Annotated in this window: 10 protein-coding genes and 1 pseudogene; 5 read left to right on the forward strand and 6 right to left on the reverse strand. The window is 70.4% G+C overall.

Annotated features, from left to right (window positions below; all coding sequences use genetic code 11):
• The 5 genes from GTY84_RS17355 to GTY84_RS17375 all read right to left on the reverse strand — a co-directional run.
• Positions 1 to 708 (reverse strand): dipeptide/oligopeptide/nickel ABC transporter ATP-binding protein (locus GTY84_RS17355; protein WP_161227196.1); only part of this gene is annotated, 708 nt, incomplete at its 3' end.
• Between the two features lie 27 nt (positions 709 to 735).
• Positions 736 to 1773 (reverse strand): ABC transporter ATP-binding protein, encoded by a 1038-nt coding sequence (locus GTY84_RS17360; RefSeq protein ID WP_161227197.1) that lies wholly within the window; start codon positions 1771 to 1773, stop codon positions 736 to 738.
• 73 nt (positions 1774 to 1846) lie between these two features.
• Complete coding sequence (locus GTY84_RS17365; RefSeq protein ID WP_161227198.1) at positions 1847 to 2827, reverse strand: ABC transporter permease; 981 nt, start codon at positions 2825 to 2827, stop codon at positions 1847 to 1849.
• Between the two features lie 106 nt (positions 2828 to 2933).
• The gene (locus GTY84_RS17370; RefSeq protein ID WP_161227199.1) at positions 2934 to 4697 is read right to left on the reverse strand and encodes an ABC transporter substrate-binding protein; all 1764 of its coding nucleotides are present in this window, start codon (positions 4695 to 4697) and stop codon (positions 2934 to 2936) included.
• Positions 4698 to 4772: 75 nt separating this feature from the next.
• On the reverse strand, positions 4773 to 5801 hold the full coding sequence (locus GTY84_RS17375) for an ABC transporter permease (protein ID WP_202551292.1): 1029 nt from the start codon (positions 5799 to 5801) through the stop codon (positions 4773 to 4775).
• 512 nt (positions 5802 to 6313) lie between these two features.
• Between GTY84_RS17375 and GTY84_RS17380 the strand changes: the two genes are divergently transcribed.
• The 5 genes and pseudogenes from GTY84_RS17380 to GTY84_RS17400 all read left to right on the forward strand — a co-directional run.
• Entirely contained in the window at positions 6314 to 7945 is a 1632-nt protein-coding gene (locus tag GTY84_RS17380) for an ABC transporter substrate-binding protein (RefSeq protein ID WP_161227201.1), read from the forward strand.
• 9 nt (positions 7946 to 7954) lie between these two features.
• Positions 7955 to 8878: an ABC transporter permease gene (locus GTY84_RS17385; protein WP_161227202.1), complete on the forward strand. Its 924-nt coding sequence runs from the start codon at positions 7955 to 7957 to the stop codon at positions 8876 to 8878.
• Positions 8871 to 9851, forward strand: a complete 981-nt coding sequence (locus GTY84_RS17390) for an ABC transporter permease (protein ID WP_161227203.1) — start codon at positions 8871 to 8873, stop codon at positions 9849 to 9851. The genes GTY84_RS17385 and GTY84_RS17390 overlap by 8 nt, the downstream gene beginning before the upstream one ends.
• 9 nt (positions 9852 to 9860) lie before the next feature.
• Complete coding sequence (locus GTY84_RS17395; RefSeq protein WP_161227204.1) at positions 9861 to 10844, forward strand: ABC transporter ATP-binding protein; 984 nt, start codon at positions 9861 to 9863, stop codon at positions 10842 to 10844.
• A pseudogene (locus GTY84_RS17400) lies at positions 10837 to 11883 on the forward strand (dipeptide ABC transporter ATP-binding protein); the annotation flags it as partial. The gene GTY84_RS17395 and the pseudogene GTY84_RS17400, both read left to right, overlap by 8 nt.
• A 1651-nt stretch (positions 11884 to 13534) precedes the next feature.
• On the opposite strand, the gene GTY84_RS17405 reads toward GTY84_RS17400, so the two are convergent.
• Positions 13535 to 15676, reverse strand: coding sequence for an alpha/beta fold hydrolase (locus tag GTY84_RS17405; protein ID WP_161227205.1), 2142 nt, complete (start codon positions 15674 to 15676; stop codon positions 13535 to 13537).
• Positions 15677 to 15734: the final 58 nt, after the last annotated feature.

The raw sequence follows: 15734 nt of genomic DNA on the forward strand, positions 1-15734 counted from the left end.
CTTGCCGAGGTACATGACCGCGACGCGTTCGGAGAAGTGGCGGACGACGGCGAGGTCGTGGGCGATGAAGACGAAGGCGATGCCGAGTTCGCGCTGGACCTTCTGGAGGAGGTTGACGACCTGGGCCTGGATGGAGACGTCCAGGGCGGAGACGGGTTCGTCGGCGACGATCAGCTTGGGTTCCAGGGCCAGGGCGCGGGCCACGCCGATACGCTGGCGCTGGCCGCCGGAGAACTCGTGCGGGAACCGGTTGTAGTGCTCGGGGTTGAGGCCCACGATCTCCAGCAGTTCCCGGACCCGGTTCTCCCGGCCCCCGGGCGGGTCGATCCGGTTGATCTCCATCGGCCCGGAGATGATCTTGCCCACGGTCTGGCGCGGGTTGAGCGAGGCGTACGGGTCCTGGAAGATCATCTGGATCTCGGACCGGATCGGCGCCAGCGCCCGCCGCTTCGCGTGGGTGATGTCCTGGCCCCGGTAGACGACCCTCCCGGCGGTGGGCTCCAGCAGACGGGTGATCAGCCGGCCCGTGGTCGACTTGCCGCAGCCCGACTCGCCCACGAGGCCCAGGCTCTCGCCCTCGTGCACCTGGAAGTCCAGGCCGTCCACGGCGCGGACGGCGCCGACGGTGCGCGGTATCGGGAAGCCGCCCTTGATGGGGAAGTGCTTGGTCAGACCGCTGACGTCCAGGAGCGGTTGTGCGTTGCTCATGATTGGTGAAGTCCCGTCTCTTGTACGTCAGTTGTGCCGGGTACCGGCGAAGTCGGCGAACAGCTCCGAACGCTGCTCCTTGGGCAGGTGACAGGCGGAACCCCGGCCGTCGACCACCTCCAGCACCGGGCTCTCACCGGAGCACAGACCGCCGGGGACCTTCTCGGCGAAGGCGCACCGGGGGTGGAAGCGGCAGCCGGAGGGCGGGTTGAGCAGCGAGGGCGGGGAGCCCGGGATCGGGGACAGCGGCACGTCGACCGGTCCGTCCAGGCTCGGCATGGAGTTCATCAGGCCCAGCGTGTAGGGGTGCTGCGGGGTGCGCAGCACCTCCTCCTTGGTGCCGCGCTCCACGCACCGGCCGCCGTACATGACCAGCACGTCGTCCGCGATGTCGGCGATGACGCCGAGGTCGTGGGTGATGAAGATGATGGCGGTGCCGAACTCCTGCTGGAGGTCCTTGAGCAGGTCCATGATCTGCGCCTGGACGGTCACGTCGAGCGCGGTGGTCGGCTCGTCCGCGATCAGCAGCTCGGGGTCGCAGACCAGCGCCATGGCGATCATCGCGCGCTGGCGCATACCCCCGGAGAACTGGTGCGGGTAGTCGTCGACGCGGACGTCGGGCTGCGGGATGCCCACCCGGCGCAGCATCTCGATGGCCCGGTGCCGGGCCTCCAGCCGGGACGCGCCGGTGTGCTTGCGGTACGTCTCGCTGATCTGCTTGCCGATGGTGTGGTACGGCGACAGCGAGGCCAGCGCGTCCTGGAAGATCATGGACATCTTGTTGCCGCGCAGCCGCTCCAGCTGCCGCTCGGAGGTGGCGAGCAGGTCCTGGCCGTCGAGGACGATCTCCCCGTCGATCCGGGTGCGGTCCCGGTCGTGCAGACCCAGGATCGTCAGGTTGGTGACCGACTTGCCGGAGCCCGACTCACCCACGATGCCGAGCGTCTTGCCCTTGGCGAGGTCGAAGGTGAGCCCGTCGACGGCCTTGACGATGCCGTCCTCGGTGGAGAAGTGGACCCTGAGGTCCCGGATGGAGAGGAAGGGCTGCTGTTCGGTGCTCGTCACGGGGACGCTCCAGAGGTGATGCGGGGGTCGCCGGGGTGGGGGCGGTGGGGAGGACTGGCGGCTGCGACCGGGATCAGGCGAGCCGGATCCGCGGGTCGATGAGGGCGTAGACGGCGTCGACGACGATGTTGGACAGCACGATCGCGGTGGCGGCCAGCATGGTGACGCCGAGCTGCATGGGCAGGTCGCTCTTGTCCACGGCCTGGAGCGCCAGTCGTCCGATGCCCGGGAGGGAGAAGACGGACTCGGTGATGATGGCGCCGCCGATCAGGACACCGAGGTCGATGCCGAAGATCGTGACGATCGGTCCCATCGCACCGCGCCAGGCGAACCGGAAGAAGACGTTGGGTCCGGACAGGCCCTTGGCCCGCGCGGTCCGCACGTAGTCCTCGTTGAGCTGTTCCACCAACTGGGAGCGCGTCATACGGGTGTAGTTGGCGGTGAAGATGATCGACAGCGTCATCCAGGGCAGCAGCAGTCCCGAGAACCAACTGGTGGGGCTCTGGGAGAAGGGTGTCCACGACGGCTGGCTGAGCAGGTCGAGCTGCGACACGAAGAAGTACATGGCGACGTAGCCGACGAAGTAGATCTGGAGGGAAGAGCCCAGCAGGGAGACCGAGCTGGCGAACTTGTCCAGGAACTTGCCCTGCTTGAGGGCGGCCAGCATGCCCGCGCCGATGCCGATGAGCACGAAGAAGACGGCGGCACCGAAGGCCAGCGACAGCGTCGTGGGCAGCCGGTCCATGATCGTGCCGAGGACGGGCTCGCTGTTGGCGAAGGAGTAGCCCAGGCAGGGAGCGTCGCAGAAGCCGGCGCTGCCGTAGTCGCGGCCGACGAAGAAGCCCACCAGCCAGTGCCAGTACTGCATGATGATGGACTCGTCGATGCCCAGGTTCTTCCGGATCTGCTCCAGATTCTCCGGCGAGCAGTTCTTGCCGCAGGACATCATGGCAGGGTCACGCGGGATTGCGTAGAAGAGCCAGAAAGTGACGGCGCTGATGATCAGCAGGATCACCACGGCGCCGGAGACTCGGCGGGCTAGGAAGCGGAGCATGAGGGCGTGACTTTCCGGACGGGGCGCCGTCGCCAGGGGTGGAGGGGGGTGGGCCCGAAGGGGGCGGCCGTGTGGATGGTGGCCGCCCCCGAGGGATCGTACGCGCCTACTTCTTCAGGTAGAGCTGGCAGAGCGCGATGCAGGTGTTGCCGTTGTCGAAGACGACGTTGCCGACCTTCGATCCGTACATCCAGTTGCGGATCGAGTGGTAGTCGGGAACGACGGCCGCCAGCTCCATGATCTGGCGGTCGACGGCGCCCCAGGCCTTGTTGGCCTGCTCCGGGTCCTCGATCTTGGAGGCGGCGTTGATGGCGCGGTTCACACCGGCGTCGTCGAGCTGGGCGTAGTTGCTGCGGCCGTCGCCGATGTTCTCACCGCTCCAGCAGGGGTAGAACACGGAGTAGCCGTTCGGCCAGTCCGGGCTCCAGCCGGCGGCGAACAGGTCGAAGCCGTTGTCGACCTTGCCGATCTGGGTGTAGAAGGTCGACTTGTCGACCTGCTTGTTGACGACCTGGAAGCCGGCCGCCTCCAGGGCGTTCTTGATCGCGACGGCGGACTTCACCGAGTTCTCGGACTGCTGGTAGGCGATGACCAGCTTCTGGCCCTCGGCGCCGGCCTCCTTCAGCAGCTCCTTGGCCTTGGCCGGGTCGCCACCGGGCTTCTTGGTGACGCCGTACAGGTCGAACTTGGTGTAGCCGGGGGTCACCGGGCTGAGGACCGTGGTGGCCAGCTCGCTGGTGGAGGCGCCGCCGCGGATCGTCTGCAGCTGCTGGTGCGGCCACGCCCAGTTGATCGCCTGGCGGACCTTGACGTCCTTGATCCGGGTGGTGTTGATCGGCCAGTAGTAGGTGACCGTGTCGACCACGGTGAGGACGCGCTTCTTCAGCTCCGCGTTGGTGAGGACCTGGGCGATGCGCTGCGGGGCGACCTCGTTGAAGATCGACATCGTGTACTGGTCGTTGTCCCGGTCCGCCATGTAGCGGTCGGTGGACGCGATCAGCTCGTAGCCGAACTGGAAGACGAACTTGTCCGGGTACGCGTTGCGGATCGGGTCCGTCTTCGCGTCCCAGTGCTCGTTGCGCACGTAGGTGAGCGACTTGCCGATGCTGCGGGCGCCGATCTTGTAGGGGCCGCAGGAGAACGGGCGCTTGTCGTACTTCTCCTTGGTGTCGTGCTTCTGGGGCACCAGGGAGAAGCCGCGCATGGCCAGCGTGAAGTTGAAGTCGGCGCGGGCCTCGTTCAGGCGGAAGGTGATGGTCTTGCCGTCGATCTCGATGGAGTCGAGGTGCTTGCCCTCGTACGGGCCCTTGTACTTGTCGCCGCCGACGAGGAACTGCTGCACGTAGCGCGGGCCCTCGGTGATGAACGACGCGAAGAGGCGCTCGAAGGAGTGGCGGACGTCATCCATCGTGACGTCGGAGCCGTCCTCCCACTTCAGCCCGTCCTTGATGGTGAAGGACCAGGTCTTGCCGCCGTCCTTCATGGTGCCGGCGTCCGTGGCGGCGTCGCCGACCAGGGTGGTGCCGCCCTTGCCGTCCAGCTTGTAGCCGGTCAGACCGCGCATGATCGGCACGGTGATGGCGCCCGTGGTGGAGACGTAGATCTGCGCCGGGTCCAGGTGGTCCATGTCGAACTGGTCGAGCGAGTAGACCGTGCCGCCCTTGACGGCGTCCGGGACGGCCGGGGCCGGGCCGGTCGAGTCGGCCTTGGTGCCGACCAGGATCTCCGTGGTCTTGCTGCCGCTGACCTTGGGCGCGTTGTTGCGGGAGCCGCCGCTCTTGTTGTCGCTGCCGCCGCAGGCGGTCAGCACAGAGGACGAGGCCGCGACGACACCCGTCGCGACGAGGAAGTTTCTGCGGGAGAAGGACATGGTGAACCTACCAAGGGTGGTCAGCGGGACGGAGGGCCGGCCGGACTCCTGTGTTCGGACCGGAGGCGGAACGGATCAGCGCTTGGACTTCGGGTCGAGTGCGTCGCGCACCGAGTCGCCGAGCAGGTTGAAGGCGAGAACGAAGATCACCATCGAGACGCCCGGGAAGAGCATGAAGGTCAGGTCCTCGGTGTAGAACTGGGCGCCTCGCTGGATCATGACTCCCCAGTCGGGGGTCGGGTCGATGATGCCGACACCGAGGAAGGCCAGACCCGCTTCCGCGGTCACGTAGGCCGGGAGCATGAGCGTGGACTGGATGAGGATGGGTGTCCACAGGTTGGGCAGCAGTTCCTTGAAGACGATGCGCCACGGGGACGCGCCCGTGACCTTGGCCGCCTCGACGAACTCGCGCTCGCGCAGACCGAGCACCTGGCCGCGCAGCAGACGCGCGAGGGAGGCCCAGCCGAAGAAGGAGAGCACCAGGATGAGGGAGACGGCCCGCAGCGACGTGGGGACGTTCTCGTCGGCCGCGACGAAGAGGCCGTAGACGACCGGCATGAACGCGATGAAGAACAGCGTCGACGGGAAGGACAGCAGGATGTCGATGATCCGGCTGACGAAGTAGTCCGTCTTGCCGCCCAGGTAGCCCGCCGTGGTGCCGATGACGACGCCCACGAGCGTGGTGAGGAGGGTCGCGGTGACCGCGATGCCCAGGGAGGTGCGGATGCCGTAGAGCAGGAACGTGAAGACGTCCCGGCCGAGCTGGGGCTCGATGCCGAACCAGAACTCCGAGCTCATGCCGCCGTTGGGGCCGGCCGGGTAGGCGAAGGCGTCCAGCAGCTCGGGCCGGTCACTGGCGTACGTGGTGTACGGGTTCTTTCCGTACAGCTTGGCTATGAGGGGCGCCGCGAGCGCGATCACGAAGAAGAAGATCACGACGCAGGCACAGACGACACCCGCGCGGTCGCGCTTGAAGCGCTTCCAGGCCAGGCGCCCGGGGGAGCGGCTCTCGTTGCCCTGAGGGGTGGCGGGCGTGGGCGACTTGTCGACGCTCTCGTCGGTCACCTCTAGCGGGGCAGCCGCTGATGGAGTTGGGGGGGTCATGGTGCTCCTGGCCCAAGGGAGGGTCTGATGACTCCGCAGGGCGTCCCCCTACGGGCTACGCCGGACTTTTTCAACGCAATTCGTTCAAGGTCAATAAAAACTGGTTCGAGTTGACGCTCTCTTTACCTTCTTTGCCTCGCCTTTGCCATTCCGTAGTTGGGTGGGTAGCGCGCCGTGATCGATCCGTGCTTTACAACGGACTAATTGCACGAAACGGGCAACAGGTTCGTTATCCGGACGCCGGGTTGTCGGAATGCGTACACCGAACGGTCGAAATCCAACGGTTCCGCATCGCTTCCCGAAGATCGGTTGCGCACCCGTTCATGATCCACCGTCACCGTTCACGCGAACGTGTGATAGGGGAGCCCCTCGTGCCCTGTGGCGGAGTGTGGGGTTCCTCCAAAGGGGGGCATGCGGGTGCGGAATGCCGTACTTGCCCCGATATTGGCCGGTAATGGATCAGCGGACGATCCGGACGGGTCCTCGGACGCGTCGGGGCAAGGAGGCATTCCATGCGCGGAGCCACGCAGGCCAAATGGACCGCCGTCGCGGCGGCGGTGGCACTCGCGGCGACGGCCTGCGGAGGCGGCGGCGGGAGCGGCGGCGGGGACGGCGGCTCGGTGCTCAGCTCCTCCTGGGGCGACCCGCAGAACCCGCTGGAACCGGCCAACACCAACGAGGTGCAGGGCGGCAAGGTCCTCGACATGGTCTTCCGGGGCCTGAAGCGCTACGACCCCGAGACCGGCGAGGCCAAGAACATGCTCGCCGAGAAGATCGACAGCACCGACTCCGAGAACTACACCGTCACCGTCAAGGACGGCTGGACCTTCAGCAACGGCGAGAAGGTCACCGCCGCCTCCTTCGTGGACGCCTGGAACTACGGCGCCAGCCTGAAGAACAACCAGCGCAACGCGTACTTCTTCGGCTACATCGACGGGTACGACCAGGTCCACCCCGAGGACGGCAGCGCGCAGACCGCCGACACGCTCTCCGGGCTGAAGGTGACCGGGGACCGCACCTTCACGGTCAGGCTCAACCAGAAGTTCTCCAGCTTCCCCGACACGCTCGGCTACTCCGCCTTCGCACCCCTGCCCAAGGCGTTCTTCGACGACCACGCGGCCTGGCTGAAGAAGCCGGTCGGCAACGGGCCGTACAAGATCGACAGCTACACCCGCGGCTCCCAGATGTCCCTGCGGACCTGGAGCGACTACCCCGGCGACGACAAGGCGCAGAACGGCGGCGTCGACCTCAAGGTCTACACCGACAACAACACCGCCTACACCGACCTGATGGCCGGCAACCTCGACCTCGTCGACGACATCCCCGCGGCCCAGCTCAAGAACGTCAAGAAGGACCTCGGGAACCGCTACATCAACACCCCGGCCGGCATCATCCAGACCCTCGCGTTCCCCTTCTACGACAGCGGCTGGAACCAGCCCGGCTCCGTGAAGGTCCGCCAGGGCCTGTCCATGGCGATCAACCGCGAGCAGATCACCGACACGATCTTCCAGAACACCCGCACCCCGGCCACCGACTGGACCTCGCCGGTCCTGGGCAAGGACGGCGGGTTCAAGGAGGGGCTGTGCGGCAAGTGGTGCGAGTACCACCCCGACGAGGCCAAGAAGCTGGTCACGGAGGGCGGCGGGCTCCCCGGCGGCCAGGTCCGGATCACCTACAACGCCGACACCGGCTCCCACAAGCAGTGGGTGGACGCGGTCTGCAACTCGATCAACAACGCCCTGGGCAACGACCGCGCCTGCGTCGGCAACCCCGTCGGCACCTTCGCGGACTTCCGCAACCAGATCACCGACCAGAAGATGAACGGTCCCTTCCGGGCCGGCTGGCAGATGGACTACCCGCTCATCCAGAACTTCCTCCAGCCGCTGTACTACACCAACGCCTCCTCCAACGACGGCAAGTGGTCCAGCAGCGAGTTCGACGGCCTCGTCGACAAGGCCAACGGGCAGACCGACACCGCCGAGGCCGTGAAGACCTTCCAGCAGGCCGAGGGGGTCCTCAGGGACCAGATGGGCGCCATCCCGCTCTGGTACCAGAACGGCAGCGCCGGCTACTCGCAGCGGCTGTCCGGCGTCAAGCTCAACCCGTTCAGCGTCCCGGTCTACAACGAGATCAAGGTCAGCTGAGGGGGCGCCATGGGACGGTACGTCGTCCGGCGGCTGCTCCAGATGATCCCGGTCTTCATCGGGGCCACGCTGCTGATCTTCCTGATGGTCAACGTGATGGGCGACCCCATCGCGGGCCTGTGCGGGGACCGGCAGTGCGACCCCGCGACCGCGGCGCAGCTCCGCCGGGAGTTCGGCCTCGACAAGCCGGTGTGGCAGCAATACCTCACCTACATGGGCAACGTCTTCACCGGTGACTTCGGCACGGCCTTCAACGGCCAGCCCGTCACCGAGCTGATGGGCACCGCCTTCCCCGTCACCATCCGGCTGACCCTCGTGGCGATCCTCTTCGAGATCGTCGTCGGCATCGTCCTCGGCGTGGTCACCGGACTGCGCCGGGGCCGCCCCGTCGACACCGGGGTGCTGCTGCTGACCCTCGTCGTGATCTCCGTCCCCACCTTCGTCACCGGTCTGCTCCTCCAGCTCCTGCTCGGAGTCCAGTGGGGCTGGATCAACCCCGCCGTCTCCTCCTCGGCGCCGTTCGACGAGCTGATCGTCCCCGGGCTGGTCCTCGCCTCGGTCTCGCTCGCCTACGTGACCCGGCTGACCCGCACCTCCATCGCGGAGAACCGGCGCTCCGACTACGTCCGCACCGCCATCGCCAAGGGCCTGCCCCGGCACCGGGTCATCACCCGGCACCTGCTGCGCAACTCCCTGATCCCCGTGGTCACCTTCATCGGCACCGACATCGGCGCCCTGATGGGCGGCGCCATCGTCACGGAGCGGATCTTCAACATCCACGGCGTCGGCTACCAGCTCTACCAGGGCATCCTGCGCCAGAACACCCAGACCGTCGTCGGTTTCGTCACCGTCCTCGTCCTGGTCTTCCTGGTCGCCAACCTCGTCGTCGACCTCCTCTACGCCGTACTGGACCCGAGGATCCGCTATGCCTGAGCAGCCCTACGAGCCCGAGCGCGCCATCGCCGGCACCGGCATGGGCGGCCAGATGGACCTCGGCGCCAGCGAGGCCACCACCCTGGAGAAGACCCCGGGCGGCCCGGAGGGCACCGGCCCCCAGGAGAAGCCGCGCAGCCTCTGGTCCGACGCCTGGCACGACCTGCGCCGCAATCCGGTCTTCATCGGCTCGGCGCTGGTCATCCTCTTCCTCGTCGTCATCTCCGTCTGGCCCTCCCTGATCGCCTCCGGCAGCCCCCTCAAGTGCGACCTGGCCAAGGCCCAGCAGGGCTCCCAGCCCGGCCACCCCTTCGGCTTCGACGGACAGGGCTGCGACGTCTACACCCGCACCGTCTACGGCGCCCGCACCTCGGTGGCCGTCGGCGTCCTCTCCACCCTCGGCGTCGCCCTCCTCGGCAGCGTCTTCGGCGGTCTGGCCGGCTTCTTCGGCGGGGCGGGCGACGCCGTGCTCTCCCGCATCACCGACATCTTCTTCGCCATCCCCGTCGTCCTCGGCGGACTCGTCCTGCTCTCCGTCATCACCAGCAACACCATCTGGCCGGTCATCGGCTTCATCGTGCTGCTCGGCTGGCCGCAGATCTCCCGCATCGCCCGCGGCTCGGTGATCACCGCCAAGCAGAACGACTACGTCCAGGCCGCCCGCGCCCTCGGCGCCTCCAACACCCGGCTGCTGCTGCGGCACATCGCGCCCAACGCCGTGGCCCCCGTCATCGTGGTGGCCACCATCGCGCTCGGCACCTACATCTCCCTGGAGGCGACGCTGTCCTTCCTCGGCGTCGGGCTGAAGCCGCCCAGCGTCTCCTGGGGCATCGACATCTCGGCCGCCTCCCCCTACATCCGCAACGCCCCGCACGCGCTGCTCTGGCCGTCGGGAGCGCTGGCCATCACCGTCCTCGCGTTCATCATGCTCGGCGACGCGGTGCGCGACGCCCTCGACCCGAAGCTGAGGTGAGCCGCCGCCATGCTGCTCGAAGTACGCGACCTGCACGTGGAGTTCCGCACCCGCGACGGTGTCGCCAAGGCCGTCAACGGCGTCAGCTACGCGGTCGACGCCGGCGAGACCCTCGCCGTGCTCGGCGAGTCCGGCTCCGGCAAGTCCGTCACCGCCCAGACGATCATGGGCATCCTCGACGTCCCGCCGGGCCGGATCACCTCCGGCGAGATCCTCTTCGACGGCCGGGACCTGCTGAAGCTCAAGGAGGACGAGCGCCGCCGGGTGCGCGGCGCCGGGATGGCGATGATCTTCCAGGACGCGCTCTCCTCCCTCAACCCCGTCCTGACCGTGGGCGAGCAGCTCGGCGAGATGTTCACCGTGCACCGGGGGATGTCCCGCAAGGACGCCCGCGCCAAGGCCGTCGAGCTGATGGACCGGGTGCGCATCCCCGCCGCCCGCGAACGCGTCCGGCAGTACCCGCACCAGTTCTCCGGCGGCATGCGCCAGCGCATCATGATCGCGATGGCGATCGCCCTGGAACCCAGGCTGATCATCGCCGACGAGCCGACCACCGCCCTGGACGTCACCGTTCAGGCCCAGGTGATGGACCTGCTCGCCGAGCTGCGCCGCGAGTACCGGATGGGCCTCATCCTCATCACCCACGACCTCGGCGTCGTCGCCGACGTGGCCGACCGGATCGCCGTGATGTACGCGGGCCGCATCGTCGAGACCGCCCCCGTCCACGACATCTACAAGGCCCCGGCCCACCCGTACACCCGGGGCCTGCTGGAGTCCATCCCGCGCCTGGACCAGAAGGGCCGGGAGCTGTACGCCATCAAGGGCCTGCCGCCGAACCTCACCCGCATCCCCTCCGGCTGCGCCTTCCACCCCCGCTGCCCCATGGCCCAGGACGTCTGCCGCACCGACGTGCCGCCCCTCTACGAGGTGACCGGGGCGGACGCCGAGCGGGGCAGCGCCTGCCACTTCTGGAGGGAGTGCCTGAATGGCTGAGGCGAACCGGTCCACCACCGAACCGCTCCTGGAGGTGCGCGGGCTGGTCAAGCACTACCCGCTCACCTCCGGCGTCCTCTTCAAGAAGGAGGTCGGCGCCGTCAAGGCCGTCGACGGCGTGGACTTCGTCCTCGGCCGCGGCGAGACCCTCGGCATCGTCGGGGAGTCCGGCTGCGGAAAGTCCACGGTCGCCAGGATGCTCGTCAACCTGGAACGTCCCACGGCGGGCGAGATCCGCTACAAGGGCGAGGACATCACCCGGCTCTCCGGCCGCGCCCTCAAGGCGGTGCGCCGCAACATCCAGATGGTCTTCCAGGACCCCTACACCTCCCTCAACCCCCGCATGACCGTCGGCGACATCATCGGGGAGGCCTACGACATCCACCCCGAGGTGGCCCCCAAGGGCGACCGGCGCGCCCGCGTCCGGCACCTCCTGGACGTGGTCGGCCTCAACCCGGAGTACATCAACCGCTACCCGCACCAGTTCTCCGGCGGGCAGCGCCAGCGCATCGGCATCGCGCGCGGGCTGGCCCTGCGCCCGGAGATCATCGTGGCGGACGAGCCCGTCTCGGCGCTCGACGTGTCGGTGCAGGCCCAGGTGATCAACCTGATGGGGCGGCTCCAGGAGGAGTTCGAGCTGTCCTACATCTTCATCGCCCACGACCTGTCCATCGTGCGGCACATCTCCGACCGGATCGGGGTGATGTACCTGGGCCGCATCGTGGAGACCGGCCGCGACGCCGAGATCTACGACCACCCCACGCACCCGTACACCCAGGCGCTGCTCTCGGCGGTGCCGGTGCCCGACCCGGACGCGCGCGAGCACCGCGAGCGGATCATCCTCGCCGGTGACGTGCCGTCCCCGACCAACATCCCCTCCGGCTGCCGCTTCCGCACCCGCTGCTGGAAGGCGCAGGAGCGCTGCGCGCTGGAGGTCCCGCTGCTGGCTGTGCCCGCCGTGTTCCGGGACACGGAGGGGCCCGCGGCGCACGACTCGGCGTGCCACTTCGCGGAGGAGAAGCGGGTGGTGCCGCCGGAGGACGCGGGGCTGGGCCCCGCCCCGAGCCCCGCTTCCGCCCCCGCCCCCGACACTGCCCCGCACGGTGCGCACCGGGAGGACGTCGGGCCCGGCCCGGCCGGGGGGCGGGACGCGGGCGCGGAGGGCGCCGCGGAGGGCGGCACGGACGACCGGACGGACCGCCCGGGGCCGGGGACCGGCGGGGAGCCGGACGACGGCGCCGGGCCGGGAGGGGGCGCGGGGCCGGGTTCCGCCGCCGGGCCGGAGGACGGTGCCGGGCCGGGTTCCGCCGCCCCGCGGGGCGATGCGGCCGGGCCGGGCGGCGGTGCGGGACCGGCGGGCGGTGCGGGGCACGGTGGTGCAGGGCCGGCCGGTGACCGCGGTGAGCCCGGCCCCGGTGCTGGCGGCGCGGGGGAGACGCGGGGCGGGGAAGGCCCGGAGAACGGCCGGGAGGGCCCCGGCGGCGCTCCCAAGGCCCCCGGGGAGGACGGGGGCCCGGACGGGCGCTAGAGGGGCCTCCAGGGCGCGGGAAGGGCGTTGTGCGGGCCCGGCGGCGGGACCGCCGCGGCACGGCTCGGGCGCGGTCCCGGTGCGGCGACCCCTTCCCGGCGCGGCGGGCCAACTCCCTAACGGGCGGCGGCAGTCCCGCAGGAGCCGACGCGCCTACGGCGGGGGAGGGGCTGAGGACGTGCGCCCGGCCGGTGCCGCTGCCGGAGCGACTCCTCAACCGGCGTGGGTGGTTCCGGTGCGGGTGTACCCAACCTCTGGTGTCAGGGCGGATGTTGGGATGTCCGTGCGCAGTGGGTCGACTCCGTCACAGGTGTGGGCAGTCCCGCAGGAGTGGATGCGCTTATGGCGGGGGAGGGGTCGCGGAGGTGCGCCCGGCCGGTGCCGCTGCCGCTGCGACTCCCCGACCGGCGTGGGTGGTTCCGGTGCGGGTGTGCCGAACCCCTGGCGTCAGGGCGGATGTTGGACGTCGTGCGCGGTGGGTGGACTCCCTTACGGGCGGGGGTAGCCCCGTAGGAGTGGATGCGCTTATGGCGGGGGAGGGGCCGCGGAGGTGCGCCCGGCCGGTGCCGCTGCCGGAGCGACTCCCCAACCGGCGCGGGTGGTTCCGGTACGGGTGTACCCAACCCCTCGCTCCAGAGCCAACGTTGGGACGCCCGTGCGTGCCCGGCCCCGCAGCCTGCACCGAATTCCCTGGCGCGGGCATGGTGGGCCTCCCGCGCGCGCCCGGCCCCGTACTCACCGTCACCGGTACCGGCCTTCGCCCCGGCTCGGGTTGTCCGGGACAGCGAGCCCGGCCCCGGGGTGCTCCGCCCCAGGCGCCCCGGGATCGCTTTCGCCTGCTTCCGGACCGGGAGCCCGGGTCCGGGTTCGCCGCCCGGCGTTCGCCTTGGCCCGGGGCCCGCCCGAGGCCGGAAGTCCGGTTCCGGGGCCGCCCGGGAGCGGGCCGTCCCGGATTCGCGTCCGCCCGGCCCCGGGGCGGAGGGCCCGGAGCCGGGGCCGCCCCGCCCGGCCCCGCGTCCGCCCCGGCTCGGGGACCGACCGGGACCGATGGCGTCCCGGCCCGCGTCCGCCTCGGTGCCGGGCGGCGCCCGGGACCGCCCGGGCGCCGGCCGCACCCCCGGCGTCCCGGCCGTTCCCTCCCCACCCCGGGGGGCCGGGTCCGTCAGGCGGGCCCGGTTTGCGTCCCGCCCAGCCCGAGGGACCGCTTCAGGAAGTCCACCTGGAGCAGCAGCAGGTTCTCCGCGACCGACTCCTGCGGCGTCATGTGCGTGACACCCGACAGGGGCAGCACCTCGTGCGGGCGCCCGGCCGCCAGCAGGGCCGAGGAGAGCCGCAGGGAGTGCGCGACCACCACGTTGTCGTCGGCGAGCCCGTGGACGATCATCATGGGCCGGTGCGGCCCGGCCGCGTCCACCAGCCCCGCGTCGTCGATCACCGAGTTCCGCCGGTAGACCTCGGGCTGGGCGTCGGGCAGCCCCAGGTACCGCTCCTCGTAGTGGGTGTCGTAGAGCCGCAGGTCGGTGACCGGGGCGCCGACGACGGCGGCGTGGAAGACGTCCGGGCGGCGCAGCGCCGCCAGCGCGGCCAGGTAGCCGCCGAAGGACCAGCCGCGGATGGCGACGCGGTCCAGGTCGAGCGGGAACTCCCCGGCGAGTGCCCGGAGCGCGTCCACCTGGTCCTGGAGCGCGATGGCGGCGACGTCGTCCCGGATCGCCTTCTCCCAGGCGGGGGAGCGGCCCGGGGTGCCCCGGCCGTCGGCCACGACCACGGCGAAGCCCTGGTCCGCGAACCACTGCGAGGTCAGATGGGCGTTGTGGGCGGCCACCACTCGCTGACCGTGCGGACCACCGTAGGGGTCGAGGAGCACCGGCAGGAGGGCGTCCCCGCGGTGGTCCGACGGCATGAGCACGGCGCACGGGATACGGCGTGCGCCCCCCTCCGTGAACGTGACACGCGGGGACAGACCGGGATTCTCGGCGTGCGAGGCGACGACCGCCACCGTCCTGCCGCCCCGCAGCACCCGGACCCGGGCGCCCGGCCGGTCCGGGGTGGCGGAGACCAGGACCGTGACGTCACCGGAGCGCACCGCCGAGTGGACGCCGGGCTCCTCGGAGACGCGCTCCACGCCCAGTTCGTTCACCCGGTACACGTGCACCTCGCCGGTCTCCGGGACCGCCGCGCCCTCCCCGGCCGACGCGGTGACCAGCACGTCGTCGTCGGAGACGTCCAGCACCGCCCGCACGTGCAGCTGCGCGCCCGTCAGCGGGCGTTCGCCGACCGCCAGGACCCGGGCCCCGCCCTCGTCCGCGATCCGCACCAGACGGCCGGAGGGGCTCCAGCACGGGACCCCGGGGAAGAGTTCCAGCCAAATCGGGTCCTCGTCGGCGTGCACCATCCGGGTCGCCCCGGTCCCGGTGTCCACGGCCAGGAAGAGCTGGCTGCGCTGGTCGCGCGCCTGGACGAGGAGGAGCGGCGCACCCGCCGCCGACCAGTGCACCCGGGCGAGGTACGGGTACCGCGCCCGGTCCCAGAGCACCTCCAGACGCGTACCGTCCAGGCCGGCCAGGAACAGCCGCACCTCCGCGTTGGGCGTCCCGGCCGCCGGGTAGGCCACCTGCCGCGGCGCGCTTCCGGGATCGGCCGGATCGGAGATCCACCAGCGCCGCACCGGCGTGTCGTCCACCCGCGCCACGAGCAGCCGCTCGGAGTCCGGGGCCCACCAGAAACCCCGCGGGCGGCCCATCTCCTCGGCCGCGACGAACTCCGCGAGCCCCCAGGTGACGCCCTCGCCCTCCGGCTCCGCCAGCGCCCGGTCGCCCTCGCCGTCCGCGCCCACCACCCGCAGGGCACCCCGGGCGACATAGGCGACGTGCCGTCCGTCGGGGGCCGGGCGGGGGTCGATCACGGGGCCCGGGGTGCGCAGGGCGCGGGCCTCCCCGGACCGCAGCCCGGCCGTGAACAGCCGCCCCGACAGGGCGAAGGAGGCCAGCTCGGCGGCGGCGTCGACGGCGTAGCCGACGATCCCGGCGCCCCCCTCGCGGCTGCGTTCGCGGCGGGCGCGCTCCTCCGGCGACAGCCGCTCCTCGGCGCCGCCGAGCAGGGCCCGGGGATCGGCGGCCACCCGCTCGGTGCCGGTGGCGGTGTCCAGCACCCAGAGGGAGTTGGCACGGTCCGTACCGGAACCGGAGCGGAGGAAGGCCACCCGGGAACCGTCGGGCGCCACGGTGAACGAACGCGGCGCGCCGAGCGTGAACCGCTGGGTGCGGGCGTGCCGTCGGGGGAAGGACTCGGACTCGGTCGTCATACCCCGACCATATTGGCCGTGCGCCCCCTTGTGCGGCTGTGCGCCGAGCGATGCGCGC

It is taken from the genome of Streptomyces sp. SID8352 (assembly GCF_009862265.1).
In the GTDB taxonomy this organism is placed as follows: domain Bacteria; phylum Actinomycetota; class Actinomycetes; order Streptomycetales; family Streptomycetaceae; genus Streptomyces.